24 protein-coding genes are annotated in these 21,395 nt (G+C 62.5%); 8 read left to right on the top strand and 16 right to left on the bottom strand.

All coding sequences use genetic code 11. The features are described 5' to 3' along the window. Positions 1-61: 61 nt before the first annotated feature. The 12 genes from ACTJKL_RS23375 to ACTJKL_RS23430 all read right to left on the bottom strand — a co-directional run bounded on the left by ACTJKL_RS23375 (position 62) and on the right by ACTJKL_RS23430 (position 9,838). Entirely contained in the window at positions 62-253 is a 192-nt protein-coding gene (locus ACTJKL_RS23375; RefSeq protein WP_033046178.1) for a hypothetical protein, read from the bottom strand. Between the two features lie 34 nt (positions 254-287). Further along, positions 288-632 (bottom strand): hypothetical protein, encoded by a 345-nt coding sequence (locus tag ACTJKL_RS23380; protein ID WP_018098023.1) that lies wholly within the window; start codon positions 630-632, stop codon positions 288-290. A 114-nt stretch (positions 633-746) separates the two neighbouring features. After that, positions 747-1,838 (bottom strand): ABC transporter ATP-binding protein, encoded by a 1,092-nt coding sequence (locus ACTJKL_RS23385; protein ID WP_411922230.1) that lies wholly within the window; start codon positions 1,836-1,838, stop codon positions 747-749. Position 1,839: 1 nt separating this feature from the next. Further along, positions 1,840-3,036 (bottom strand): glycoside hydrolase family 172 protein, encoded by a 1,197-nt coding sequence (locus ACTJKL_RS23390; RefSeq protein ID WP_338284097.1) that lies wholly within the window; start codon positions 3,034-3,036, stop codon positions 1,840-1,842. Between the two features lie 30 nt (positions 3,037-3,066). Continuing rightward, positions 3,067-3,915 (bottom strand): carbohydrate ABC transporter permease, encoded by an 849-nt coding sequence (locus ACTJKL_RS23395; protein ID WP_440853927.1) that lies wholly within the window; start codon positions 3,913-3,915, stop codon positions 3,067-3,069. Then, positions 3,905-4,849, bottom strand: a complete 945-nt coding sequence (locus ACTJKL_RS23400; protein WP_440853928.1) for a carbohydrate ABC transporter permease — start codon at positions 4,847-4,849, stop codon at positions 3,905-3,907. Before ACTJKL_RS23400 ends, ACTJKL_RS23395 begins: the two co-directional genes overlap by 11 nt. Before the next feature lie 60 nt (positions 4,850-4,909). Then, positions 4,910-6,265, bottom strand: coding sequence for an ABC transporter substrate-binding protein (locus ACTJKL_RS23405; RefSeq protein WP_440853929.1), 1,356 nt, complete (start codon positions 6,263-6,265; stop codon positions 4,910-4,912). A gap of 59 nt (positions 6,266-6,324) precedes the next feature. Continuing rightward, positions 6,325-7,329 carry a LacI family DNA-binding transcriptional regulator gene (locus ACTJKL_RS23410; protein ID WP_440853930.1) on the bottom strand — a complete coding sequence of 335 codons (1,005 nt, stop codon included), beginning with the start codon at positions 7,327-7,329 and terminating at the stop codon, positions 6,325-6,327. 217 nt (positions 7,330-7,546) lie between these two features. Beyond that, the gene (locus ACTJKL_RS23415) at positions 7,547-8,521 is read right to left on the bottom strand and encodes a DUF3618 domain-containing protein (protein WP_440853931.1); all 975 of its coding nucleotides are present in this window, start codon (positions 8,519-8,521) and stop codon (positions 7,547-7,549) included. After that, positions 8,518-8,937, bottom strand: coding sequence for a phage holin family protein (locus ACTJKL_RS23420; protein ID WP_018098028.1), 420 nt, complete (start codon positions 8,935-8,937; stop codon positions 8,518-8,520). Before ACTJKL_RS23420 ends, ACTJKL_RS23415 begins: the two co-directional genes overlap by 4 nt. Next, positions 8,930-9,508, bottom strand: a complete 579-nt coding sequence (locus ACTJKL_RS23425; protein WP_440853932.1) for a nutrient deprivation-induced protein — start codon at positions 9,506-9,508, stop codon at positions 8,930-8,932. The genes ACTJKL_RS23420 and ACTJKL_RS23425 overlap by 8 nt, the downstream gene beginning before the upstream one ends. A gap of 156 nt (positions 9,509-9,664) precedes the next feature. Then, positions 9,665-9,838, bottom strand: a complete 174-nt coding sequence (locus ACTJKL_RS23430) for a hypothetical protein (RefSeq protein WP_080662009.1) — start codon at positions 9,836-9,838, stop codon at positions 9,665-9,667. Positions 9,839-10,004: 166 nt separating this feature from the next. Here ACTJKL_RS23430 and ACTJKL_RS23435 point away from each other — a divergent pair, with 166 nt between their 5' ends. From ACTJKL_RS23435 to ACTJKL_RS23455, 5 genes are all read left to right on the top strand, one after another. Further along, positions 10,005-10,691, top strand: coding sequence for a BON domain-containing protein (locus ACTJKL_RS23435; RefSeq protein WP_440853933.1), 687 nt, complete (start codon positions 10,005-10,007; stop codon positions 10,689-10,691). A gap of 368 nt (positions 10,692-11,059) precedes the next feature. After that, positions 11,060-11,239, top strand: a complete 180-nt coding sequence (locus ACTJKL_RS23440) for a hypothetical protein (RefSeq protein WP_100672533.1) — start codon at positions 11,060-11,062, stop codon at positions 11,237-11,239. Between the two features lie 184 nt (positions 11,240-11,423). Next, positions 11,424-11,828, top strand: coding sequence for a cupin domain-containing protein (locus tag ACTJKL_RS23445; protein WP_440853934.1), 405 nt, complete (start codon positions 11,424-11,426; stop codon positions 11,826-11,828). 255 nt (positions 11,829-12,083) lie between these two features. Next, positions 12,084-12,821, top strand: coding sequence for a response regulator (locus ACTJKL_RS23450; RefSeq protein ID WP_100672535.1), 738 nt, complete (start codon positions 12,084-12,086; stop codon positions 12,819-12,821). After that, a complete protein-coding gene (locus ACTJKL_RS23455; protein ID WP_440853935.1) occupies positions 12,821-14,167 on the top strand; it encodes an ATP-binding protein in 1,347 nt (448 codons plus the stop codon). Before ACTJKL_RS23450 ends, ACTJKL_RS23455 begins: the two co-directional genes overlap by 1 nt. 185 nt (positions 14,168-14,352) lie before the next feature. Here the strand turns inward: ACTJKL_RS23455 and ACTJKL_RS23460 are convergent, their stop codons facing one another. The 4 genes from ACTJKL_RS23460 to ACTJKL_RS23475 all read right to left on the bottom strand — a co-directional run bounded on the left by ACTJKL_RS23460 (position 14,353) and on the right by ACTJKL_RS23475 (position 19,062). Next, positions 14,353-15,093 carry a VOC family protein gene (locus tag ACTJKL_RS23460; RefSeq protein WP_440853936.1) on the bottom strand — a complete coding sequence of 247 codons (741 nt, stop codon included), beginning with the start codon at positions 15,091-15,093 and terminating at the stop codon, positions 14,353-14,355. Between the two features lie 142 nt (positions 15,094-15,235). Continuing rightward, on the bottom strand, positions 15,236-16,282 hold the full coding sequence (locus ACTJKL_RS23465; protein ID WP_440853937.1) for an alpha/beta fold hydrolase: 1,047 nt from the start codon (positions 16,280-16,282) through the stop codon (positions 15,236-15,238). Between the two features lie 178 nt (positions 16,283-16,460). Beyond that, a complete protein-coding gene (locus ACTJKL_RS23470; protein ID WP_440853938.1) occupies positions 16,461-18,215 on the bottom strand; it encodes a cytochrome c biogenesis protein DipZ in 1,755 nt (584 codons plus the stop codon). A 172-nt stretch (positions 18,216-18,387) separates the two neighbouring features. Continuing rightward, the gene (locus ACTJKL_RS23475) at positions 18,388-19,062 is read right to left on the bottom strand and encodes a type 1 glutamine amidotransferase domain-containing protein (RefSeq protein WP_440853939.1); all 675 of its coding nucleotides are present in this window, start codon (positions 19,060-19,062) and stop codon (positions 18,388-18,390) included. Positions 19,063-19,259: 197 nt separating this feature from the next. On the opposite strand from ACTJKL_RS23475, the gene ACTJKL_RS23480 reads away from it, so the two are divergent. From ACTJKL_RS23480 to ACTJKL_RS23490, 3 genes are all read left to right on the top strand, one after another. Next, on the top strand, positions 19,260-20,192 hold the full coding sequence (locus ACTJKL_RS23480) for a LysR family transcriptional regulator (protein WP_440853940.1): 933 nt from the start codon (positions 19,260-19,262) through the stop codon (positions 20,190-20,192). Between the two features lie 142 nt (positions 20,193-20,334). Beyond that, positions 20,335-21,048: an SDR family NAD(P)-dependent oxidoreductase gene (locus ACTJKL_RS23485; RefSeq protein ID WP_440853941.1), complete on the top strand. Its 714-nt coding sequence runs from the start codon at positions 20,335-20,337 to the stop codon at positions 21,046-21,048. A gap of 53 nt (positions 21,049-21,101) precedes the next feature. Continuing rightward, entirely contained in the window at positions 21,102-21,341 is a 240-nt protein-coding gene (locus ACTJKL_RS23490) for a tautomerase family protein (RefSeq protein WP_018098042.1), read from the top strand. Positions 21,342-21,395: the final 54 nt, after the last annotated feature.

The following is a 21,395-nucleotide window of genomic DNA, read 5'->3' on the forward strand; positions in this document are numbered from 1 at the left end:
CTGCAGGCCAGAGGGGCAATTCACCGTCGCCTTGGCGTTGACGGTCCGTCGCTCACGGACCTCATCCGAAGCGGCGAAGCTGCGCAGCTTCCTTCTCGAGCAGGTCGGCGACTTCCTGAAGCGTCATGTGCGTCACGCAGAGATGAATCGCACATTCGAGAAAGCGCGTCGACGAGCGCCGCAAATACATGGCTTCCTCGCGAGCGGCCAGTTCCGATAGAGGATCTTTCGAGGGGCGTCGACGGTCAGGCATTTGGAGACTCCTTCGCTTGTTTGAAGAACCGCTTTTACGGCGAGAGAAGCCCGCCGGCGTAGATCAAGGCGCCTATCACGACGGCCATGGCTATGATGGCCAGGCTCAGCCCCAGCCGTTGCCTGTTCGGTGCGGCGGTCTCCGCCGCTGCAAGCGGCCGCATCGCGTCGTTGTACTCGGTAGAGGTATCGGCCGGCCTCCCCGCGGCCTGCCCGGCCCTGGCGTTTCGGACCGCTTCACTGCCGGGCGGCATACCGCCTGCTTCGTCATCGGTCTCGAGCGGCGCCGCCGCGGGGTCGAAGCCGCGCCTCTTGTCGCCCGTCCTTCCATGCTGGATGTCGCCGCGCACCTGCGCAGAATTGCTTGCCGGCTTGGACATGGTCGCTCCTTTCCGCTTCGCGACTCAACCGGCTGTCACGATATTTGTTCCCTGCTCCTCCGCGGCGTCGTACCCGGGCTGACCGGCGCTCGCGGCGAGGTCAAGCGGCCGGCTCTACGCACTTGCGGACGGAAAACCGCTTCGCACTTCTCCTGGACGTGCTCCAAGCCGCAGGGTGGTATGAGCGTCGAAGAAGTGAATATCAGCGGAGGCGAGGTCGAGACCGATCCGGTCACCGGGCGCGAGGCTGGTGCGTTCGCGAAGCAACATCGCCAGTTGCGCTCCGCCAAGCTCCACCAAAAGATGTGTTTCGTCGCCCGTCGGTTCCACGATCAGCACCTTGGCGGAGGGACCGTTAGCGCCGATCTGCAGCTTGTTCGGCCTTATTCCCGCGACGGCCGGCCCCTTGTGAGACAGATCGGGAGCAGGAATGACGATGTCGCCGGGCGCCCGGAACGTGCCGTCAACGACCTCGCCCTCGATGAAGTTCATCGAGGGACTGCCGATGAAGCTCGCGACGAAGAGATTGCGAGGATAGTCGAAAATCTCCAGTGGCGTCCCGATCTGCTCGACATTGCCGTCGCGCATGACGACGATGCGGTCGGCCATCGTCATGGCTTCGATCTGGTCGTGCGTCACGTAGATGCTGGTGGTGCGCAGGCGCTGGTGCAGACCTTTGATCTCGGCACGCATCTGCACTCGGAGCTTTGCGTCGAGATTGGAGAGGGGTTCGTCGAACAGGAAGACTTCAGGACGGCGGACGATGGCCCGGCCCATGGCGACGCGCTGGCGCTGGCCGCCGGAGAGCTGCCCCGGATACCGTTCGAGCAGGCCGTCGAGGCCAAGCATGGTAGCCGCTTCGCCCACCTTTCTCTTCTGCTCGTCCTTGGGGAGGCGGGCTAAGCGAAGCGCGAAGGCCATGTTCTCGGCAACGGTCATGTGCGGGTAGAGCGCATAGTTCTGGAAGACCATCGAGATGTTGCGGTCCTTCGGAGCGACCTCGTTGACGATATCTCCTCCGATCACGACCGCTCCGTCGGAGATTTCTTCAAGGCCCGCGATCATCCGCAAAAGGGTGGACTTGCCGCAGCCCGACGGTCCGACCAACGCGACGAATTCGCCGTCGGCGATCTCTGCCGAGACACCATGAACGACTTCCAGCGCACCAAAGCGCTTGACCACATTCCTTATTTCAACGCTGGCCATCTCAGCCTCTCGCCTTTTTCATCGCCGCTTCCATGTTGTGGAACGGGCGGCGATAAGCCGGTATCCGGTCCGCAACATCGGGGAACTTGCCGAAGGGCTTATGCGGCTCCGCCTGGTACCAGAAGGCGACGGAGGAGATATCGTCGCCGCGGCGGTTGGCATGGCCCCGCTCGATGGTCACCCGAATGGCCTTGTGGAAGATGGCGGGATCTTCGATGTGCCAGCGGTAGAGCGTGACAGGTTCGGTCCAGTTGGGGCCGCCGGCCGCGATGATGCCGTGGTAGGGCGCGCTATAATCTTGGGTGGGGCACCAGGCGGTGTTGAAATAGTCTTCCGTGCCCGTGCCGTGCAGGGTCGGCGGCCAGGCGTCGTTGGCACCTGGTTCGGACTCCGGCCGCGGTTCGATCAACGCCGCCTTCGGACCGATGCGGGGATCGGGCTTGCGCACCGTATCCGGTACCGACAGTCCCTGCTCGCCATCGATGAAGATCATGTCGTCGCCTTCGCCATACCAATCCCAAACCTCGGAACGGCGCCGCGAATAAACGCTGTAGAGTACGCCGACGTAATGGCCGCGCCCTTCGGCCTCGAGGATCGTGTAGTTCTCCCGACCATCGACGTTCTCGCCGCCGAAAAGAAACTGTTCGTTTGTCAGCCCGGCTTCGCTCATACCCGCCGGCCGTGCCTGGCGGTAATGTGCGTGGAAACGGCCCATGTCCTCTTCGAGGACATCGTGAAGCTCGAGATCGATGTAGTAGTAGAAGAGGAGGTCGTGTTCCGCCTCGTTGGTGACGGTGAACTTCATTTGCGAGCCGAAGGGCATGGGGAAGTAGCAGTTGAAGGCCTTGCCGTCCTCCGGGCTCGCCTGCATCGGCAGGCTTGCATAATTGGCGGTGCGGGCGTGGCCCATGCCGAAGAAGTCGCCGACAGGCGCTTCGATGCTCGGCTCCGTTTCACCGTCCCAGTAGGCCCTGAGCACGATCTTGCGCAGGAAGTCCTCGCTCTCGCATGCGAGCGTCGCCCAGATATGGGTGATGATGCCGGCACCTTCATATTCGCCGATCACCACCGTCTTGCCGGGTTCGATGTGCAGCCTGTCGTCGTTGCCGCCGGTGCGGTCATGGCTGGAGAAGCGGCGCGTTTTCGCTTTGCGCAGCTTCGCGAGACCGCGAAGGGGCGAGAGGCCGGCATTGGTCATTCGAATTGCTCCTGTATATTCGCTCGCAGCTCACTTGAGTCCGCTGGTCTTGAGGGAATCCATGATCTGCCTCTGGAAGATCACGAAAAGGATGAGGGTCGGGATGGCGACGATCGTGGAAGCGGCCATCATGTAGTTCCAGGATGCCGAATACTGGCTCTTGAAATTCGCAATCCCGAGTTGGACGACCCAGAGATCGGGGTCCGATGTGATGGTGAGCGGCCACAGGAAGGAATTCCAGTTGACCAGGAAAAACAGGATCGCCAGTGCCGACATGATAGGGCGGCTGAGCGGGAGGATGACGCTCCAGTAGATCCGCCAGTAACCCGCGCCGTCGATGCGCGCGGCTTCCTCGATCTCCTTGGGCAGCGACAGATAGTACTGCCTGAGAAGGAAGATGCCGAAGGCGTTGAAAATCGCCGGGATGATCAATCCTGCATAGGAGTTGAGCATGCCCATGGCTTTGACGATGACGAAGAGCGGCACGATGATCACCGGCAGCGAGACCAGGAACGTCGAGAAGATCGAGAGAAACATCACCTCTCGGCCGGGAAATCTCAGCCGCGCCAGCGCATAGCCGGCCATGGTGTGGAAGAACAGCGCCACGATCGTGACCGTGGCGGACACGAGGAAGCTGTTGGCCATGTAGCGGATGAACGGAACGCCGGTCAGCACATAGATGAAATTGTCTAGCGTCGGTGCCTGCGGAATGAGATTCGAAGAAAACGACTCGGCGGCCGGCTTGAAGGCGATCGACACCATCCAGAGGAGCGGAAAGAGCGTCATGAAGGCGAGTATGGCGGTCACCACCATCCAGAGGCCGCGGACCAGCGTCACCTGCGATCGGGAGAAAAAAGGCTGGGGGCGCTTACTGCTCATGATGGAACCGTCCTCCCCGCGTCAGAGCAAAGAAAACGGCCGTCACGATCATCAGCGCCACAACCAGGATGGAGGCCATGGCAGCCGCGTAGCCGAAGGCGCCGAAACCGAAAGCCTGCTGATAGATATAGACGATCAGTACCGATGTCGCGTTCGCAGGCCCGCCCTTGGTCATGACGTAGATGATGTCGAAGGCCTGCGCGCCTGCGACGGCCGCGACCATGGACACCATGATCACGAAAAAGCTCGTGGGCTTGAGAAGCGGCAGCGTGATGAACCAGAAGCGGGCGATGGCGCCTGCCCCGTCGATCATCGCCGCCTCGTAATATTGACGGGGAATGTCTTGCAGGCCGCCGAGGAAGATCAGCATGTAGAATCCCATCAGGAACCAGACGCTGACCAGGACGATGGTGATCAGCGCGAAGTTGGGATCGCCGAGGAGGGAGATGCTGCCGATGTCGAGAGCGGCGGTCAGTCTGCTGACTACGCCGATCTTGTCGACGACCATGAATTGCCAAACCAGCGCGACCACGACGAGGCTGACCATGTGCGGTGCAAAGAACATTGAACGCATGATCGCGTTGAAGCGATCGGTGCGCTGGACGAGAAGGGCAAGGCCCAGCCCGCATACGTAGAGCAGCGGGACCAGCATGATCGCGTAGAGCGCGGTGACCCTCGCTCCCTTCCAGAACAGCGGGTCGTTCCACATGCGCAGGTAATTCCTGGCGCCGACAAAGGAGTAACCGCCGAAACCGTTGACCTCGAAGACGCTGAGCACGAGGGACAGCGCCATCGGGACGCCGAGAAAAATGAATAGCCCCAGCGCATCGGGCAACACGAAAAGATAGCCCGCGATCCATTCGCGATGCTTGGCGGAAAGGCGGGTTCGCCCGGCGTGCCTGCGCCGCGCGGCCGTTTCGGCAATGATTGTCATGGCATCATGTCCAGCTTGCTGAGGCGGCCGCATCCGCTGCGGCCGCCGGTGTGGCCGTCATCAAAGGATCGGCGCGCCTTGATAGCTCGCGAGAAACGCGTCGAGCTGCTGAGAGGCGGCCGTCGCCGTCGTTTGCGGATCGGCGCCGCCCAGCTGCGTCTGCTGGATCGCGTCGGAGATGATCTTGTACACCTCCGGCGGAACGCGCGGCTCGGCCCGGGTCCCGGGATGGATCTCCTCGGCGAATTTACCGATCATACCCGTCGAGAAGGCTCCGCCGCCACTCTTCAGCGCGCTGTTGCGCGGCGGCATGTCTGATTTGCCCTTGGTGCACCAGTTGGCGACCCGGTCGACAGAGCCCTGATCCATGGAGGCTAGGGCCCAGGCGCAGAATTCGCCCGCCGCGTCGGAGTTGCGGCCATTTGCATTGGCGACGAATGCCCACCCGCCGCCGACGGTCACATATTTGCCGTTTGGCGGCGTGGGCAGCCGGAAGACGCCATACTGGAAGTCCTTGGCATTGCTCTGAAGCTGTGAAATGCCCCAGATGCCGACATTCTGCATGGCGACATAGCCGGATGCGAGGTTCGCAATGGTGTCGTGCCCGCCCGCACCCATGATCTGGCGGGGCGCCGCCCCACTGTTGATCGCGTCCTGCCAGAATTTGAGCGCTTGCACCGTTGCCGGCGAATCGAAGCTGCTCTTGCCGTCGGCCGTCTGGAATTCGCCGCCGCCCTGCCAAAGGAAGGGATACCACGTGAAGTTCTGGTAGTATCCCGGCTGGGTCTCGAACATCACTCCGAAGCGCTCCGGAGTCGTGAGCTTCTTGGCCACCTCCAGCAACGCCTCCCATGTCTTGGGGACATCGTTCTCGTTGAGGCCGGCCTCCTCGAAAGCCTTGACCGAATAGTACATCGCCATCGGCTCGACTTCCATCGGGATGCCGAAGATCTTGCCGTCCACCATGCGGTTGGCGATGACGCTTTCGGGGAAGTCCGCCTTCGCCTCGTCATCGATGAAGGGGGTCAGATCCTTGAGGACGCCGCCATTATAGTAGCGCAGGAAGTCACCCGGCGAGATGATAAAGATGTCAGGTCCCTCGCCGGAGGCAAACGCAGTCGCCAGTTTCGGGCCACTGATGTATTCGGAGTTCGGAATGAATTCGAGTTCGATCTTCTGCGGGTGGCTGTCGTTCCAATCGGCAACCGTCTTCTCGAACCACGCGACCTGGCTCGCTACCGGACCGCCGGGTGCGTAAAACTGCCAGAATTTCAGCGGTCCTTCCTGTGCCCGTACGGCCAGGCGGTTGATGTAGGGAAATCCGCCGAGGCCGACGACACCACCGGCAACAGCCGCACCGCCCTTCAGCAGGCCGCGGCGGGTCAGTGTCGGAAAAACCTTCTCTCTGTCACTCATTAATTCCTCCCGTTTTGCTGGTAAACGCCCCCGGCTCCTCTCCGGAGGACGGCTTCGCCTTACGCCGTATCGAAGGCGTGAAGGATGCAGGGGATCACCTCCGAGCGGGGCGACCCTGAATACTCGCCCGACAACCGTTCGAGCAGCATGGCGGTTGCTCGATGCGCGAGCAGCGAAGGGGTGTTGCCGACACGCGCGATCCGCGGCCGCACATATTCGAGCTGGGGCTGGTCGCCGAAAACGGCAATCGCAACGTCGTCGGGAATGCGGACGCCGCGGTCATGGAATTCGGCGATAGCCCCCGCCGCCATGAGATAATTGCCGAAAAAGACGACTGAAGGCAGGTGGTCCCCAGTGCTCGCCAGCAGCCATTCTACGGCTTCCTGGCCCGACGGGCTAAGATAGGTGCCCTCGCGCCGCAGTTCGGCGAGCGGTTCCACGCCGTGATCGCGCAGACCCTGTTCGAAGCCCGCCGCTCTTGCCATGGCCTCGGCAAAGAAAGACGGACCGGTGACATGGGCGATGCGCTTGTGGCCTTTCTTTGCAAGGTAGGCGCCCATCTGATAACCGCCGCCGAAATCGTCGATCTTGACGCTGTCGACGGCTGCATTCGGCAGGTCACCGATAAAGACGGTGGGAACGTCTATGCCGATCAATGCGTCGTGCATGTCATGCAGGGCAAAGTCGCCCACGATCAACCCGTCAATCCGGCGGTTTCGTATATGCCTCAGATATTGCTGACTATGCTCCTGCGAGTGACCGCCGGGAACGTCGGTGTTGAAGATCAGAAGATCCAGCCCCGTCGCCTGGAGATCCGACTGGGCCGCCTTTACGAGTTCCGGATAGAAGGGGTTGCGAATATCCGGGATCAGCATTGCGACGAGATTGGTCCGCCCTGTGCGCAGACTCTGCGCCTGGGGGTTCGGCACGTAACCGAGCTCCGCTATCGCGACTTCCACCCTTCGACGCATTTCCGCCGAAACACGGTCCGCATGATTCAGCACGTGCGAGACCGTTGTCAGAGATACGCCCGCTCGTTTCGCTACCTTGGCAATCGTTGTCATGCCTCAATGAATAATAGAGGATAAATCGTTTTGCAAATCGTTTTTCAAATCGATTTGCAAAACGATTTGCGGCACATCGGCCTGAGGCGGCTGGCTGCCAAAAGCGCGCAGATCTGTAGGTATGGGAGGCTGCCGTCCGGGAAGATTCAACAACGGAGCGTTTCAGTGTTCCTGAAACGCTCCGGCAATTTAGAACGACTAATCGCTGCGAGAGAGGTTACTCCCGCACCGACTGCTGCAGGCGATCCTTGGCCGCGTCATGCACTTCCAGCGCCGCATCGCCGGCCTTGTCGAGGATTTCCTGCCCGGCCTCCATGGCTTGCGCCACGCCGGCATTCGCCCTGGCCGCGAGATTGGACCGCACATCTTCCGCCATTTCGCCCAGTGCCTCGTCCTCGGCTTCGCTGTGGGGCAGCGCCGCCCCGATTGCCGCACCGACGGCAAAGGCGAGCGCTCCGCCGACAAGCGGCTGGTCGCGGAAATGCCTCAAGATGGCGGCGTTGAGCTGCGCGCCCTGTTCTTCGAGCGACCGGCCGGCACCCTGCATGCTGCCGGCGAGAGATCTGCCGGCTCCCGTCACCGAATCGGACATACGGCCCGCCGCGGCGCTCACCTGTCTCCAGGTCCGGGACGCCCAGCCGGACGCCTCGTCGAACAGGGCGCCGGTCTCGTCCCTGATATCTTCGATCTGCTTGCCTGCCGCATCGGTAAAGCCGCGATAGATCTTCCCGGCCGGGTCGACGAAGTGCCCGGCCCGCCGGCCGGCATCGTCCGTCAGGGCGCGGAAGCGGCTGCCGCTTTCATCCGTGAAGTGACTGTAGCGCTCGCCGAAGCTCGCCTCCACCGGACCCACTCTCCGGACGGAGCCCGTTACGGGTGCAAGCGGGTAATCATCCGCATCGTCATTCCCCTCCCCGTGGCGCGGCGCGCGCGAGGCGGGGTTGGCGATCAGCCAGGCGAGGCTTACCCCCATCAGGGCGACCGGGATCGGGTTTGACTTGAGCGCTACGCCGAGATTGCTCAGATATTCGGATCCGCCGCTCGTTTTTGCATACTCGAGCAGTTCGTCCATTAGTTCTCCCGGCGACATGCGCTCCTGAATTTCGTGGAGCTTTTCCTCGATTCGCTGGCGATCGGCCTCTATTTCGCGCTGCAGTTCGGCAGCGGAGTGGGTGTGTGCGGAATCGTTCATTGCAGTCTCTCCTTCACCACGTTCGCGTCGCGCTGCAGGGAGGCGGCCGTCCGGTCGAACTGGATGCTGCTGCCCTTGAGCGCTGAGAGGCCGCGCGAAATCATCACCCAGGCAAGCAAGGCGACAACCACGCCGACGATGGCCGCCGACAACGCATCGGCATTCGCTTCGGTCATGCCCTGAGCCACGAGGAAGGCGCCCAGACCCTGGACGACGGCACTCAGCAGCACGCCGACTGCGCCTATGGCAAAGATCAGCCCGACGAGCAGCGTCTCGAGGCTGCCGACCGCCCGATTGAGATTCTCGGATGCCTCGGCTTTCGCGAGGTCAATTTCCTTCCGGAAAAGACCGGATATATCCGCCACCAGACCGGTCATCAGTTCCGTCAGGGGGCGCTCGTCCCGATGATTAGCCATTATAGCGTTCCTTCTCGCTTGATTGACGGGTCCGTCCCGAAGCATCCCGTCCGTCGCGGCGTGGAGGCGAAGCGGTGAGGAACCGACTTGCGGCCAGTCCTGCGATCGCGGCCATGCCGAGGAAGGCGAGTGGCTGCTTACGGCCGAAATCTTCGACCATTCCGGCGATCTCGCCGAGATTGCGGCCCTCTGCCTTGCGTGCGAAGCCCTGGAGCGACGTGCCGATCTGCTTTGCATAGCGGCCGATGGCCCGTTGATCCGATTGTTCGAGTTCGTTTCCGACCTTCTCGAGTGCGTCAGCAACACCGCTCAACTGGCGTGCTGCCGCATTTTTCTCATCCTCCACGGCGCGGCCGACCGCCGCCTTTGCCTGATCCGTCTGTTCACTGGCGAACTCTTTGAACTCGTTCACGTCTTCACGCACGGCGTTCTCGAGGCTGCGGTCACCCGCCTCCCCCTCTCCGCCGGTGTCACCGGCTTGCACGCCGCTCACGCGCTCGATGCCTTGCGCGGACGTCAAAGGCCTGCCCAAGGGATCGCCGGACCCGCGGCCGCTTGTGTCATTGGTCATTCTCGGTTCCTCCCATGCATAACGGGGATCGTTATCGTCTACGCAATCAAACGAGCCATCTGGAGCCTTGTTCCCTGCAAAGCGCCGCAGGCCTTCCCCTTGCGTGCTTCGCTTGTTCAGGAAGCCTCCCGTTGCAGCCATCTCGCCGCCCGGCGATCAGCGGGGCCGGTTCTCCGGCGACTGTTCGTAAAGTTCCTCGACCTTGCGCTTCTGCGCCTGCTTTTCGGCACGCGAGAGCGGCCTCTGCTTCAAGATGGCATAGGCGACCGCAGCGCCGAGTATGAAGGCGCCACCGCCGGTGACAAAAAGCCAGAAATAGTTCGTCAACATCGTCGTATCTCCTCAAATGCAGCCAACTGTGTCGGCCACCGAAGGTTCCGGGCGGTCCTGTTTCCGCGACATGCCCGGGCCTGTGCCGGAGCGCTCACTGCGCCGGAACCGAGCGTCTGCTCGCGGGTTTGACCGACGTTCGACGAACCAAGCCAAGGAGGAGATCATGGCCAGGAACAGGAGCTGGAGCCGCGACGTCTACGAGAGCTATCCCGAATCGGACCGGCGCCGGCGCGGCCAATCCTACGAGGACGAGAGGCGCCGCGCCTTGACTGCCGGTCCGCGGCTTACGGATTACGAGAGCCCGGCGTATTTTGCCGGTAACGAGCCGGGCCGCTCCGGCACATATCGCGGGCGCGATGACAGCTGGGAACGGGAACGCGCATACGGTCCAGGTCACTTCGGCGGTGGAGGCTTCTACCGCGACGACGACTATGGCGAGGAGTATCCCCGTCTTGGCAGGGGCTACGGAGAGCGCGGCTTTCTCGAACGCGCCAGCGACGAAGTCGCGTCCTGGTTGGGCGACAAGGGAGCCGAGCGCAGACGCGAGATGGACCAGCATCGCGGCAAAGGTCCCAAGGGCTACATCCGTTCGGACACCCGCATCCAGGAAGATGTGAGCGATCGCCTGAGCGACGACGGAATGCTCGACGCCTCCGATATCGCGGTCTCGGTCACCAATGGCGAAGTCCAACTGAGCGGTTTGGTCGATTCCAAATGCGCCAAACGCCGCGCGGAGGACTGCGCGGAGGCCGTCTCCGGCGTGAAGCATGTCCAGAACAGCCTTCGCATCCGCCCATCGGGAGGATCACCCGGCTGGAATGCCGGCAACACCGACCGCAACATCGCTTGAGAGGCAGGCATCCGGAGCAACGGCTCTTCCGGGAAAAGTGTCTATCGGTCTTCCGTTCGGGAGTGCGCTTAATCAATGGCTAAAGCGGCAGCGACCCGAGGTGGTCGTCGATGGCTCTCATCGGCGACACCTCCGGAGGCCACCTTACCTTCGGCTTGAATGAATCGTTCCGCGCAACCGGATCAACGAACAAGGCGCCCGACAGTTCATGGCGTGAAAAGTTCCCCATCTGCTCGCATCGAAGACTTTGCAGCCCCCGGCGAGCATGTGCACTGCAAGGAACTTTCTTAGGACCATCCGGTTGTAAGAATCGAGAGGCCGCACAACGGCCGATAGGAGCGGTTACCCCCGCGTGACCGACAAAGCTTATGCAAACGGCATTGTTCATCGCGATCCCCGCCCTCCCGCTCGGAGCGGCGCTCGTGCTTCTGTGGTTCGGTCCTCTGTGGCGCCAGCAAGCCAGCCCATGGAACCGCTCGTCGACCTGGTGCCCCGGATCGACCATCCTCGACCGCCAGGCGCCGTGGCGGTGCCTCGACCGGATTTAATGCAGGCGGGCGGCGAATAAGCGTGACCATCGTCGGCGTCGTGCGGCGAAGGCCGACGCCTCGCGCAGACACATGCCGTTACAAAAGTCCCGCCCGGCCGACACATCGTCAATACACACGGTCGTTCAAATAACCGCACTGGCACCGAGGACGAGCCTCGGCCAATGCGGAAAGGATGACCTTTATGAAGAAGACGTCTCGAATCTTGGCGGCCGCGCTGCTGGTCGTTGGAAGCGGCTTGGCATTGCAAGCGGCCAAAGCACAACAGGCGGGACTTCACCGCACCGATCTCTTGCAGCACGATCTCGGCCAGCCGGGCCGCGAAACGATCCAGGTGCGCGTCGATTTCGATCCCGGTGCCGTCTCCATCAAGCACTCCCATCCGGGCGAAGAGGTGGCCTATGTGCTCGAAGGCTCGCTGGAATATCAGCTCGAGGGGAGAGCGCCGGTCACGCTTCATGCCGACGATGCCCTGTTCATTCCGGCCGGGGTGGCTCATCTCGCGAAGAATGTCGGAAGCGGCAAGGCATCGGAACTCGCGACATACATCGTCGAAAAAGGCTCCCCGCTTGTCGTTCCGGTCAAGTGAGCGTCCGTCATGGATGCCGAGAACCGCGGCGCGACAACAAACCGGCGGCTCCATGCTCCCGCCGGTCTCAACCGCGTGGACAGAGGCAGACATTTCGCCGCGTGGGAAGGGCCGGATCTCTTCAGCGCCGAGCTGCGTGCCGCTTTCCGGTCCTTGCGTTGACCCCCGCATTACGGCACAGGCATGAGCCGGTGAATACTGCTGTCACGGTATTCTCGTTCTGTTAAGAAATGGCGGTCAAAGGGGTGTCTTGCCATGGAGCATATCGATCACATCCTGATCGTCGATGACGATCGGGAAATCCGCGAGCTTGTGTCGGCTTACCTGAAGAAGAACGGTCTGCGGGTGACCGCCGTCGCCGACGGGCGGCAGATGCGGACCTTCCTAGAGGCGAATACGGTCGATCTGATCGTTCTCGATCTGATGATGCCGGGCGACGACGGCCTCGTCTTGAGCCGCGAACTGCGTGTCGGCAGACACAAGGCGACGCCCATCGTCATGCTGACCGCCCGCTCGGACGAGATGGACCGCATCATCGGGCTGGAAATGGGCGCCGACGACTATATCGCCAAACCGTTCTCGGCGCGCGAACTGCTCGCCCGCATCAAGGCGGTCCTGCGGCGCGCGCGAATGCTGCCGGCGAACCTGCAGGTCTCGGAGGCGGGTCAGCTGTTGCGTTTCGGCCAATGGAGGCTCGACACGACGGCAAGGCATCTCATCGATGCGGACGGTACTGCGATCGCGCTCAGCGGCGCCGAATACCGGCTGCTGCGCGTCTTCGTCGATCACCCCCAGCGCGTTCTCAACCGCGACCAGCTCCTCAACCTCACACAGGGGCGCGAGGCCGAACTCTTCGACCGATCTATTGATCTCCTGGTCAGCCGGGTTCGCCAGCGGCTCGGCGACGATGCCCGGGAGCCGACCTATATCAAGACCGTCCGCAGCGAAGGCTATGTTTTTTCGGTGCCGGTCGAGATCGTGGAGCCCCGCTGATGGCGGCGCGGTCGATTCTCCATGATATTCACCTGTGGCCGCGCACACTCAGGGCGCGGCTTTTCGTTATCCTTCTCGCCGGCTTGGCGGTCGCCCACGCCATGTCCTTTGCGGTTCTGTTCTCGGAACGCTACATCGCCGCCAGGTCGGTGATGTTCAATACGCTCGAAACCGACGTCGCGACGTCGATCGCCATTCTCGACCGGCTGCCCGCGAGCGAACGCGCCGCCTGGCTGGGCCGGCTCGCTCGCGGATCCTACCGCTTCGTCCTGGGGCCGGGCATGCCCGGCAGTCCCGTGCTCAATGAGGCCGACGCCGAGGTCGCCGACAAGGTCCGGGCTGCCATCGGTGCGAAATATTCGATCGAGGTCGAATCCATCCCGGGCGGCGTCCGCCGTCTTCAGGCACATCTTCGCTTGAGCGACGGTGAGCCGCTGACGATCGACGTCACGCCAAGGGGCGTCATGCCGGTTGCCGACTGGCTGCCTTACGTTCTCGTCGCTCAGCTCTCCCTTCTGGTCCTGTGCAGCTGGTTAGCAGTGCGGCAGGCCACCCGCCCGCTCGCGGATCTGGCGAAGGCCGCCGACACGCTCGATCCGAACAGCAAGACGCCGCGCCTCAGCGAGACCGGACCGAGGGAAGTCGCCTATGCGGCGACGGCATTCAATGCGATGCGGGATCGCATCGCGCAGTATCTGGAGGAGCGCGTGCAGATATTGGCCGCGATCTCGCATGACCTGCAAACACCGATCACACGGATGAAACTCCGAGCGGAAATGGCCGAAGCGTCCATCGAGAGAGACAAGCTGATGAGGGATCTGGACGAGGTCGAACGTCTCGTCAGGGAAGGTGTCGCCTATGCACGCAGCGCTCACGGCAAGGACGAAAAGGCTACCCGCATCGATCTCGCCTCGTTCATCGAGAGTTTGGCCTATGATTATCAGGATACCGGCAAGGCCGTCACTTTCGGCAAATTGGCGGACGGCGCAATCGTGACCCGGCCGCATGCCTTGAGACGGATTCTCACCAACCTGATCGACAATGCGCTGAAGTTCGGGGGCAGCGCCCAGATCGAGGTTCAGCGCCGTCCCGAGGGCACAGTGACCATAAACGTCCTCGATCGCGGTCCCGGCATTCCGGAAGACCAGCTCGAAGCGGTTCTGCAGCCCTTCTTCCGCCTGGAGCAATCACGCAGCCGGGATACGGGCGGGACCGGGCTCGGCCTCGCAATCGCCCAACAGCTCGCAACGGTCATCGGCGGCTCCCTGACCTTGCGCAACCGCGATGGCGGCGGCCTTGCCGCGGAGCTTTCCCTGGAGCGTTTCACTGTTTCATCAAAACAGTGAAACGCTTTAATCTTTGATACGACGCACTTCCGGACGGAGAACGTTATGCGCTTCTCCTCGATGTGCTCCAAGGGCTGCCTGAGGAGCTATCGACCCCCGTCTGGTCCGCGACACGGGCAGCTTACCAAAGGAACGGGGCGGTCTCGGCCGCCCCGCTATGCATGATCGTTTCAGGCTGCAGTGTCTCAGGCCGGCTGCGGCTCGCCGGACTGCTCCCGGACAATGTAATCGGCGTACCAGATGGGCCAGTCCTCGTCCCGGTGTCCGAGCTGCTTTTCGTACTCGCCGTGGGCTGCTTCGGCGCGGCGGAACGCGGCTGCGAGATCGGCGGCCGAACTGAAGGCCGTCGCGTCCGCGTCGACGCGCCCGGGCAATCGCGCGGTGACCTCCTGGAAAAGCCAGCCATTGCCGTCCGGATCGCGGAACGAAGCGTAGGAGCGATAGCTGCGGCGCTCGGGATCGGGGCCGTCGACACGATGCGTTCCGAACAGATACGGTTCGTCGCTCCCGGCATTCACGTCGCCCGCATGGAACACCTCGCTGATATCGACGCCGCGGCCGCGCAACTCCTCGCGGGCGGCCTCGATGTTGGAAACGATGAGGTACAATCCCTGCGCAGAACCCGGTTCCGCATCGGTCACATGCCTTCCGAAGATGACCGAGGCACCCGATCCGGGCGGGGTAAACTGTATCACGCGGTAGTCGTCGGCACCGGCAAAGTCGGCGTCGAGCCTCCAGCCGAGGCTCGCGTAGAATTCCTTTGCGCGATCGACATCCGACACGGGTACGACGATAACTTCGAGCTTCATATCGACCGGCCGGGCTCTTTCGCTATTGATTGCGGTGGTCATGTCATTCTCCTCTTGTCTGGGAGGCGCAAGGCGCCATGTGCCTTCTTGGTTGACGATGCGGGACGGAAGCTGCATGCCTCGTCCGACTGTCGAGACACATATGCCGCCCCGCACGTGTATGGGATGTTTCGCAAGGGGCGGAATTTGTAAGCCAATCCGCACGGACCGCCGGCGGATACATTTCGATACGAGGACATTGCTCCGCAGGCGAACGCGATCAGAAACGATCGACGTCGACGACCGCCTGGGCAAAAGCCTGTGGGGCTTCCTGCGGCAGGTTGTGACCGATACCGCCCGAGATCAGCCGGTGCTCGTACTTGCCGGAGAACTTCTTGGCATAGGCTGCGGGCTCCGGATGCGGAGCGCCATTGGCATCGCCCTCCAGGGTGATCGTCGGAACACCGATCACCGGCAGTTCGGCAAGCCGGGCTTCCAGCCCATCATATTTGCGCTCGCCGTCGGCAAGGCCGATCCGCCAGCGGTAATTATTGATGGTGATGTCGACATGATCCGGGTTGTCCAAGGCCTCAGCGCTTCGATTGAAGGTGGCGTCGTCAAAATCCCATTTCGGCGATGCGAGCTGCCAGATGAGCTTCGCGAAGTCCTTCCGGTACTGTTCGTAGCCCGCGCGCCCGCGCTCCGTGGCGAAGTAGAACTGGTACCACCAGGCAAGCTCCGCCTTCGGGGGCAAAGGCTTCTTATTGGTTTCACGGCTGCCGATCAGATAGCCGCTCACCGAAACCAATGCCTTGCAGCGCTCCGGCCAGAGTGCGGCGACGATATTGGCGGTGCGTGCGCCCCAATCGCAGCCGGCGATGACGGCCTTCTCGATGCCGAGCGCATCCATCAGGGCGACGATGTCGGCGGCGATCGCCGCCTGCTGACCGTTGCGCGGTGTGTCGGGGGATAAAAATCGCGTCGTGCCGTAGCCACGCAGATAAGGAACGACCACCCGGTAGCCCGCCTTGGCGAGCAGGGGCGCCACATCGACATAGGTGTGGATGTCATAGGGCCAGCCATGCAGCAGGATGACCACGGGGCCATCGCTCGCGCCCGCCTCGGCATACCCGATGTTGAGGACACCCGCGTCGATCTGCCTGATCTTAGCGAAAGATGTATTGGTCCCCGGCGTTGTCGCCGGAATGCGAGCCTCGCTCGTTGATTTTGCGAGGGCGCCGCGTCCAACGCCGAAATGCGCCGCAGCGACGGTCAATGCCGCCATTCCCATGAACCGCCGCCGCCGCAGATTGAATTCCCCTGTCATCGAACTTCTCCGGATAGTGTGAACCACAGCCGTGAAATGCGATGGTGATGTATCTCGAATGTGAGCCCGCCCGACCGCAATTGAAAGCCCGTGTACCGTTTCACGGCCGCCGATACAGTAGGCTACAATTCACGCGCGCCAGACCTCACGGCACCGACGCGCGCTCTCCTCTCTTCTTTCATCCGAATGTAAAAACGAAGGCTTCGACGCCGGGATCGAGAAAGCGTATCTCGAACGTCCGTTCGCGCACTTCTCCCGACTGCCTTACGAGCTGGTAGAGGCGCGTCTCGCCCACCGTTCCATTGCCGTCGGAATTGATGTCCGAACCGTGATCCGGGCCCGGTGCTACACCGTCGACTTTCACCTGAAAGCGCACCCTGCCGCCGTTTTTCCCAGGGCCGAGGACAAGGTGCAGATCGCGCGCGCTGAACTTGTAGGTGATTGCGCCCCCGGCCCGATTGAGTGTCGCCTGCTCTGCACCAACCGTCCAGTTGCCGGCGAGACTCCATTGATTGAGCCGAGGCTTGCCGGCGGTATAGTCGCGCGCCGCATCGGCTGCGACACGCTCCGGCGACACGAAGTTCGAAGCGCGCATGTAGCCGACATAATCCTCGCCCGACTGGAGGTGGGCGAGATCGGGCGCGGCTTCTGCACCCGTCGCATCCGGCTGCACGAAACCACTGTCGCTCCGGCTATTCCCTGCCGCTTCCGCGAGCAGCTCCTGTATGACGCGCTCCGACCGCGCATAATCGCCCTCACCGAAGTGATGATGTCTGATCCGCCCTTCTGCATCGATGAAATAGTGCGCCGGCCAGTAGCTGTTGCCGAAGGCGCGCCAGATCGCGAAATCGTTGTCGATCGCAACGGGATAGCGGATATCGAAATCCGTCACTGCGCTCTTGACGTTGTCGATGCGCTTTTCGAAGGCGAATTCGGGCGCATGCACGCCGATCACCACCAGCCCCTGGTCCCGGTACTTCTCGGCCCAGGCGCGGACATAGGGGATCGTACGGATGCAATTGATGCAGGAGTAGGTCCAGAAATCGACGAGCACGACCTTGCCGCGCAGCTGTTCAACGCTCAAAGGCTTCGAGTTGACCCACTCGACGGCGCCGTCCAGCGGCGGGAACATGCCTTCCACCGGCAAGTCGCTTCGGTAGGCCGGTCGTTCGCCGTCGGCGGCCGTTGACGCGCTCGCCCTCTCCTCGACGGGATCGTCCCGTACACGGTCGAGGAGCGATTGCTCCAGGGCTGCGGTGCTTGCATAGGAGAGGCGCGCAAGCTGCCCCGTATCGAGCCCCAGCGCGATTGCGGCAACGCCGGCAAGTACGGCAATGCCGAGGCCCTGCCGGAGCCGCTCGCCAAGGCCGAGTGAGCGCTTCATCGCCGCGAACACTCTCCCCCCGGCAAGAACGGCCAAGGCGAGCGAAGTCGCCGCGCCGGCAGCATAGGCCGCCAGCAGAAGCGTGGTCTCGACATTCGCACCATGGAGGGCGGCGCCGGTCAGCACCAGGCCCAGGATTGGGCCCGCGCAGGGCGCCCAAAGAAGCCCGGTTGCAACACCGAGAAGGAGAGACGCTCCGACGCTCGGCTGCTGACCGGCCACCCTTTGTGAGAGCCGGCTGCCGAGCGCGACGGCCGGACGAGTGAACACGGCCGCGGCCCGCGCCGAAAGCAGGGTCACGCCGAAACCGGCGAGCACTGCGATCGCCGCATACCGCCCCGCCACATTCGCGTTCACCGCCCAGTCCCCGCCGAGCGCGGCGAGCGTGGCCACGCCCGAGAATGTGAGAACCATGCCGACGAGCATCGGTAGAACGCTCCTGGCGAAGGGCTGGCCGGCCCGCGAAAACACGAAGGGCAAGACCGGGAGGATGCAGGGGCTGAGGATGGTCAGCACACCTGCAAGATAAGCTATCGTGAAAAGGATCATTTTCGTCCCTCTGCATTGGACCTGCGCCTCTCGCGGCGGCGGTCGCGCTTGACACGCGGAGCATGGGACCAGAGCGAGGTATCCCGATTGTGTCTCGTAACGAGGGGATCTGTATCGAAGTGCAGAAAGCCTCACGGGCCTTCTGCAGCATCATGCCAGCCGGCAAGGATGACTACTGTAGAAGCTTCAGCAGTTCTCTGGCGGCGGATGTGGACGACGACGGGTTCTGGCCGGTGACCAGCCTGCCGTCCACAACCGTGAAGTCGGCCCAATCCTCGGCCTTTTCGTAGCGCCCTCCGAGGCGCTTCAATTCGTCTTCGACCAGGAAGGGCACGACATCGGTCAGTTGAACGGCCTCCTCTTCGGAATTGGTGAAGCCCGTGACGCGCCTTCCCTTGACGATGGGCTCGCCGCGATGCGTGACCTGCGTCAGGACGGCCGGGCCGTGGCAGACGGCGGCGACCGGCTTGCCCGCGTCGTAGAAGCCTTCGATAAGAGCGATGGAATTCCTGTCATTGACGAGGTCCCACATCGGACCGTGTCCGCCCGGATAGAACACCGCGTCGTAGTCCTCCTGGTTGACTTCACCGAGCTTCAGAGTATTTGCCAATGCTTCCCTGGCTGCAGGGTCCTCCTTGAAGCGCTCCATCGCTGCAGTCCGGCTGGCTGGCTCATCGCTCTTGGGATCGATCGGCGGCTGACCGCCCTTGGGCGACGCGATCGTGACCTCCGCCCCGGCGTCCTTGAACACGTAATAGGGCGCAGCAAACTCCTCAAGCCAGAAGCCGGCCGGCTTGCCTGTATTGCCGAGCCGGTCATGCGAAGTCAGAACCATCAGGATCTTCATGGTCATTCTCCTTCGTTGAAGCGCTTCCAAGCGCAGGATCGCGCGGATACGCAGCCTATTCTCGAGCCGTGACCGTATGTTGGCGAGGCTCTCGCGGACCGCCGGCCAGTACAGCCCTGCCACCATCATTTGCGTATTGCCGTCTTCGGGTGAATACTCGCTATGTGGCAGTCACTGTACCGGGGAACGGCAGAATAATGGACCGCATCGATGCAATGAAAGTTTTCGTCGCCGCGATCGACGAAGGCAGCCTCGCCGGGGCGGCCCGCCGGCTGAAGCGCTCGCCCACAGCGGTGAGTCGCGCCTTGAGCTTCCTGGAAGCGCATGTAGGCGTCGAGCTTCTGCATCGAACCACCCGCACCCTCAAACTGAGTGAAGCAGGCCAACGCTATGCGACCGCCTGCCGAAGGGTGCTAACCGACCTCGAGGAAGCCGACATGCTCGCAGGAGGCGAGCGCTCCGCACCCCGTGGGATGTTGACGATTTCGTCGCCACCAATCCTCGGGGAGGAAATACTTCGCCCCATCCTGGATGATTTTCTCGATCTCTACCCGACCGTTTCTGTCCGGCTTCTTCTACTCGATCGCTTCGTCAACCTGGTGGACGAAGGCGTCGACATTGCGCTGCGCATCGGCCAACTGGCAGATTCGTCGCTCATCTCCACCCGGCTCGGCGGCGATGTGCGGCGCGTCGTGGTCGCCTCGCCTCGGTACCTCGCCAATCACCCCCGCATCGAAGAACCGGCGGATCTCGCCAGGCACCAAATACTGGCCTTCACCAATTTCGGTCTGGAGTCCTGGAGCTTCACACCGGCGAAAGGCTCGTCCCTCCCCAGGACGGTCCAGTTTAAGCCCAGATGCATCGTCAACAGCGTGCGCGCTGCCGCCGCTTCGGCGGCTGCCGGGCGCGGCCTGACGAGGCTTTATTCCTATCACGTCGCGGAATATGTGAAGGACGGGCGCCTGGAGATCGTGCTTTCCGATGCCGAGCATCCGCCCCTGCCGGCGCATTTGCTCGCACCGCAGGGCCGAATGTCGGTCCCCAAGGTCCGCGCCTTTGTCGACTATGCAGCGCCGCGTCTGCGCTCCGAATTTGCGCGCATGGCAGCGGAGGCGGGCACGCTTACCTGATTATGCCGGAATCCGGTCGAGTGTCTATCAAGTGCCGGCAATTCTCCCAAAGATCGCACCGATCTAATTTCGATCGCACCAACGCCGAGGGCGGAGGGCGGACGCAGGAAGCGGCCGCTGCGATCGAGAAAGGATCACATCAATGCGTAACGAACAGAAAGTCGTCGTCATCACCGGCGCCTCGCAAGGCATCGGCGCCGGACTGGTTCGCGCCTATCGTGACCGGAACTACCGCGTCGTCGCGACCTCCCGGTCCATCAAGCCGAGCGCCGATCCGGATATCCATACAGTCGCCGGCGACATCAGCCAGCCGGAGACCGCCGACCGGATCGTGCGCGAGGGGATCGAGCGCTTCGGCCGCATCGACTCTCTGGTGAACAATGCCGGCGTTTTCCTCGCCAAGCCGTTCGTCGAAATGACCCAGGAGGATTACGACCACAATCTCGGGGTGAATGTCGCCGGCTTCTTCCACATCACCCAGCGTGCCGCAGCGGAAATGCTGAAGCAGGGTTCGGGCCATATTGTCAGCATCACCACCAGCCTGGTCGATCAGCCGATGGTCGGCATGCCCTCCGCACTCGCGTCGCTCACCAAAGGTGGCCTGAACGCGGTGACCCGGTCGCTGGCGATGGAGTTTTCCAGGAGCGGCGTCCGCGTCAACGCGGTCTCCCCAGGGGTAATCAAGACCCCGATGCATCCAGTTGAGACGCATTCGACGCTCGCCGGACTGCACCCGGTCGGCCGGATGGGCGAAATTCGCGACGTCGTGGATGCCGTCCTCTATCTCGAAAATGCGGGATTCATCACCGGCGAGATCCTTCATGTCGACGGCGGTCAGAACGCGGGACGCTGGTAAACGGCATATCGCCCTGCGACGACACACGAACCAGATCCGCAAAGGAGACTGCAATGCCTATCGTCACCGTACAGGTTACTCGCGAGGGAAGCGCACCCGGCCGCAACTCGGTCACCGCCGAGGAGAAGGCCGCGATCATCAGGGGCGTCAGCGAAGTGCTGCTCGATGTCCTGAACAAACCGCTTGAATCCACCTATGTGGTTATCGAGGAAGTCGATCTCGACAACTGGGGTTGGGGTGGCCTCCCGACGGTGCAATACCGCCGGCAGCGCGCGGAGGCGGCACAATTCTGAAACCGGCTCATCTGCCCCGCCGCTCGTGGCACGCTTCACTTTAGAAGCGTGCCG

Origin of the sequence: Sinorhizobium sp. 22678 (genome assembly GCF_052044265.1) — a bacterium.
Taxonomy (GTDB): Bacteria; Pseudomonadota; Alphaproteobacteria; order Rhizobiales; family Rhizobiaceae; genus Sinorhizobium; species Sinorhizobium meliloti_A.

Bases quoted from the DNA above. Each gene is read 5' to 3' on its own strand.
- ACTJKL_RS23440 (WP_100672533.1), top strand. From the start codon at position 11,060: ATGCAAACGGCATTGTTCATCGCGATCCCCGCCCTCCCGCTCGGAGCG.
- ACTJKL_RS23455 (WP_440853935.1), top strand. From the start codon at position 12,821: ATGGCGGCGCGGTCGATTCTCCATGATATTCACCTGTGGCCGCGCACA.
- ACTJKL_RS23450 (WP_100672535.1), top strand. From the start codon at position 12,084: ATGGAGCATATCGATCACATCCTGATCGTCGATGACGATCGGGAAATC.
- ACTJKL_RS23375 (WP_033046178.1), bottom strand. From the start codon at position 253: ATGCCTGACCGTCGACGCCCCTCGAAAGATCCTCTATCGGAACTGGCC.
- ACTJKL_RS23475 (WP_440853939.1), bottom strand. From the start codon at position 19,062: ATGAAGATCCTGATGGTTCTGACTTCGCATGACCGGCTCGGCAATACA.
- ACTJKL_RS23435 (WP_440853933.1), top strand. From the start codon at position 10,005: ATGGCCAGGAACAGGAGCTGGAGCCGCGACGTCTACGAGAGCTATCCC.
- ACTJKL_RS23395 (WP_440853927.1), bottom strand. From the start codon at position 3,915: ATGAGCAGTAAGCGCCCCCAGCCTTTTTTCTCCCGATCGCAGGTGACG.
- ACTJKL_RS23405 (WP_440853929.1), bottom strand. From the start codon at position 6,265: ATGAGTGACAGAGAGAAGGTTTTTCCGACACTGACCCGCCGCGGCCTG.
- ACTJKL_RS23380 (WP_018098023.1), bottom strand. From the start codon at position 632: ATGTCCAAGCCGGCAAGCAATTCTGCGCAGGTGCGCGGCGACATCCAG.
- ACTJKL_RS23485 (WP_440853941.1), top strand. From the start codon at position 20,335: ATGCGTAACGAACAGAAAGTCGTCGTCATCACCGGCGCCTCGCAAGGC.
- ACTJKL_RS23445 (WP_440853934.1), top strand. From the start codon at position 11,424: ATGAAGAAGACGTCTCGAATCTTGGCGGCCGCGCTGCTGGTCGTTGGA.
- ACTJKL_RS23400 (WP_440853928.1), bottom strand. From the start codon at position 4,849: ATGACAATCATTGCCGAAACGGCCGCGCGGCGCAGGCACGCCGGGCGA.
- ACTJKL_RS23390 (WP_338284097.1), bottom strand. From the start codon at position 3,036: ATGACCAATGCCGGCCTCTCGCCCCTTCGCGGTCTCGCGAAGCTGCGC.
- ACTJKL_RS23415 (WP_440853931.1), bottom strand. From the start codon at position 8,521: ATGAACGATTCCGCACACACCCACTCCGCTGCCGAACTGCAGCGCGAA.
- ACTJKL_RS23385 (WP_411922230.1), bottom strand. From the start codon at position 1,838: ATGGCCAGCGTTGAAATAAGGAATGTGGTCAAGCGCTTTGGTGCGCTG.
- ACTJKL_RS23460 (WP_440853936.1), bottom strand. From the start codon at position 15,093: ATGCAGCTTCCGTCCCGCATCGTCAACCAAGAAGGCACATGGCGCCTT.
- ACTJKL_RS23470 (WP_440853938.1), bottom strand. From the start codon at position 18,215: ATGATCCTTTTCACGATAGCTTATCTTGCAGGTGTGCTGACCATCCTC.
- ACTJKL_RS23480 (WP_440853940.1), top strand. From the start codon at position 19,260: ATGGACCGCATCGATGCAATGAAAGTTTTCGTCGCCGCGATCGACGAA.
- ACTJKL_RS23425 (WP_440853932.1), bottom strand. From the start codon at position 9,508: ATGACCAATGACACAAGCGGCCGCGGGTCCGGCGATCCCTTGGGCAGG.
- ACTJKL_RS23420 (WP_018098028.1), bottom strand. From the start codon at position 8,937: ATGGCTAATCATCGGGACGAGCGCCCCCTGACGGAACTGATGACCGGT.
- ACTJKL_RS23490 (WP_018098042.1), top strand. From the start codon at position 21,102: ATGCCTATCGTCACCGTACAGGTTACTCGCGAGGGAAGCGCACCCGGC.
- ACTJKL_RS23430 (WP_080662009.1), bottom strand. From the start codon at position 9,838: ATGTTGACGAACTATTTCTGGCTTTTTGTCACCGGCGGTGGCGCCTTC.
- ACTJKL_RS23465 (WP_440853937.1), bottom strand. From the start codon at position 16,282: ATGACAGGGGAATTCAATCTGCGGCGGCGGCGGTTCATGGGAATGGCG.
- ACTJKL_RS23410 (WP_440853930.1), bottom strand. From the start codon at position 7,329: ATGACAACGATTGCCAAGGTAGCGAAACGAGCGGGCGTATCTCTGACA.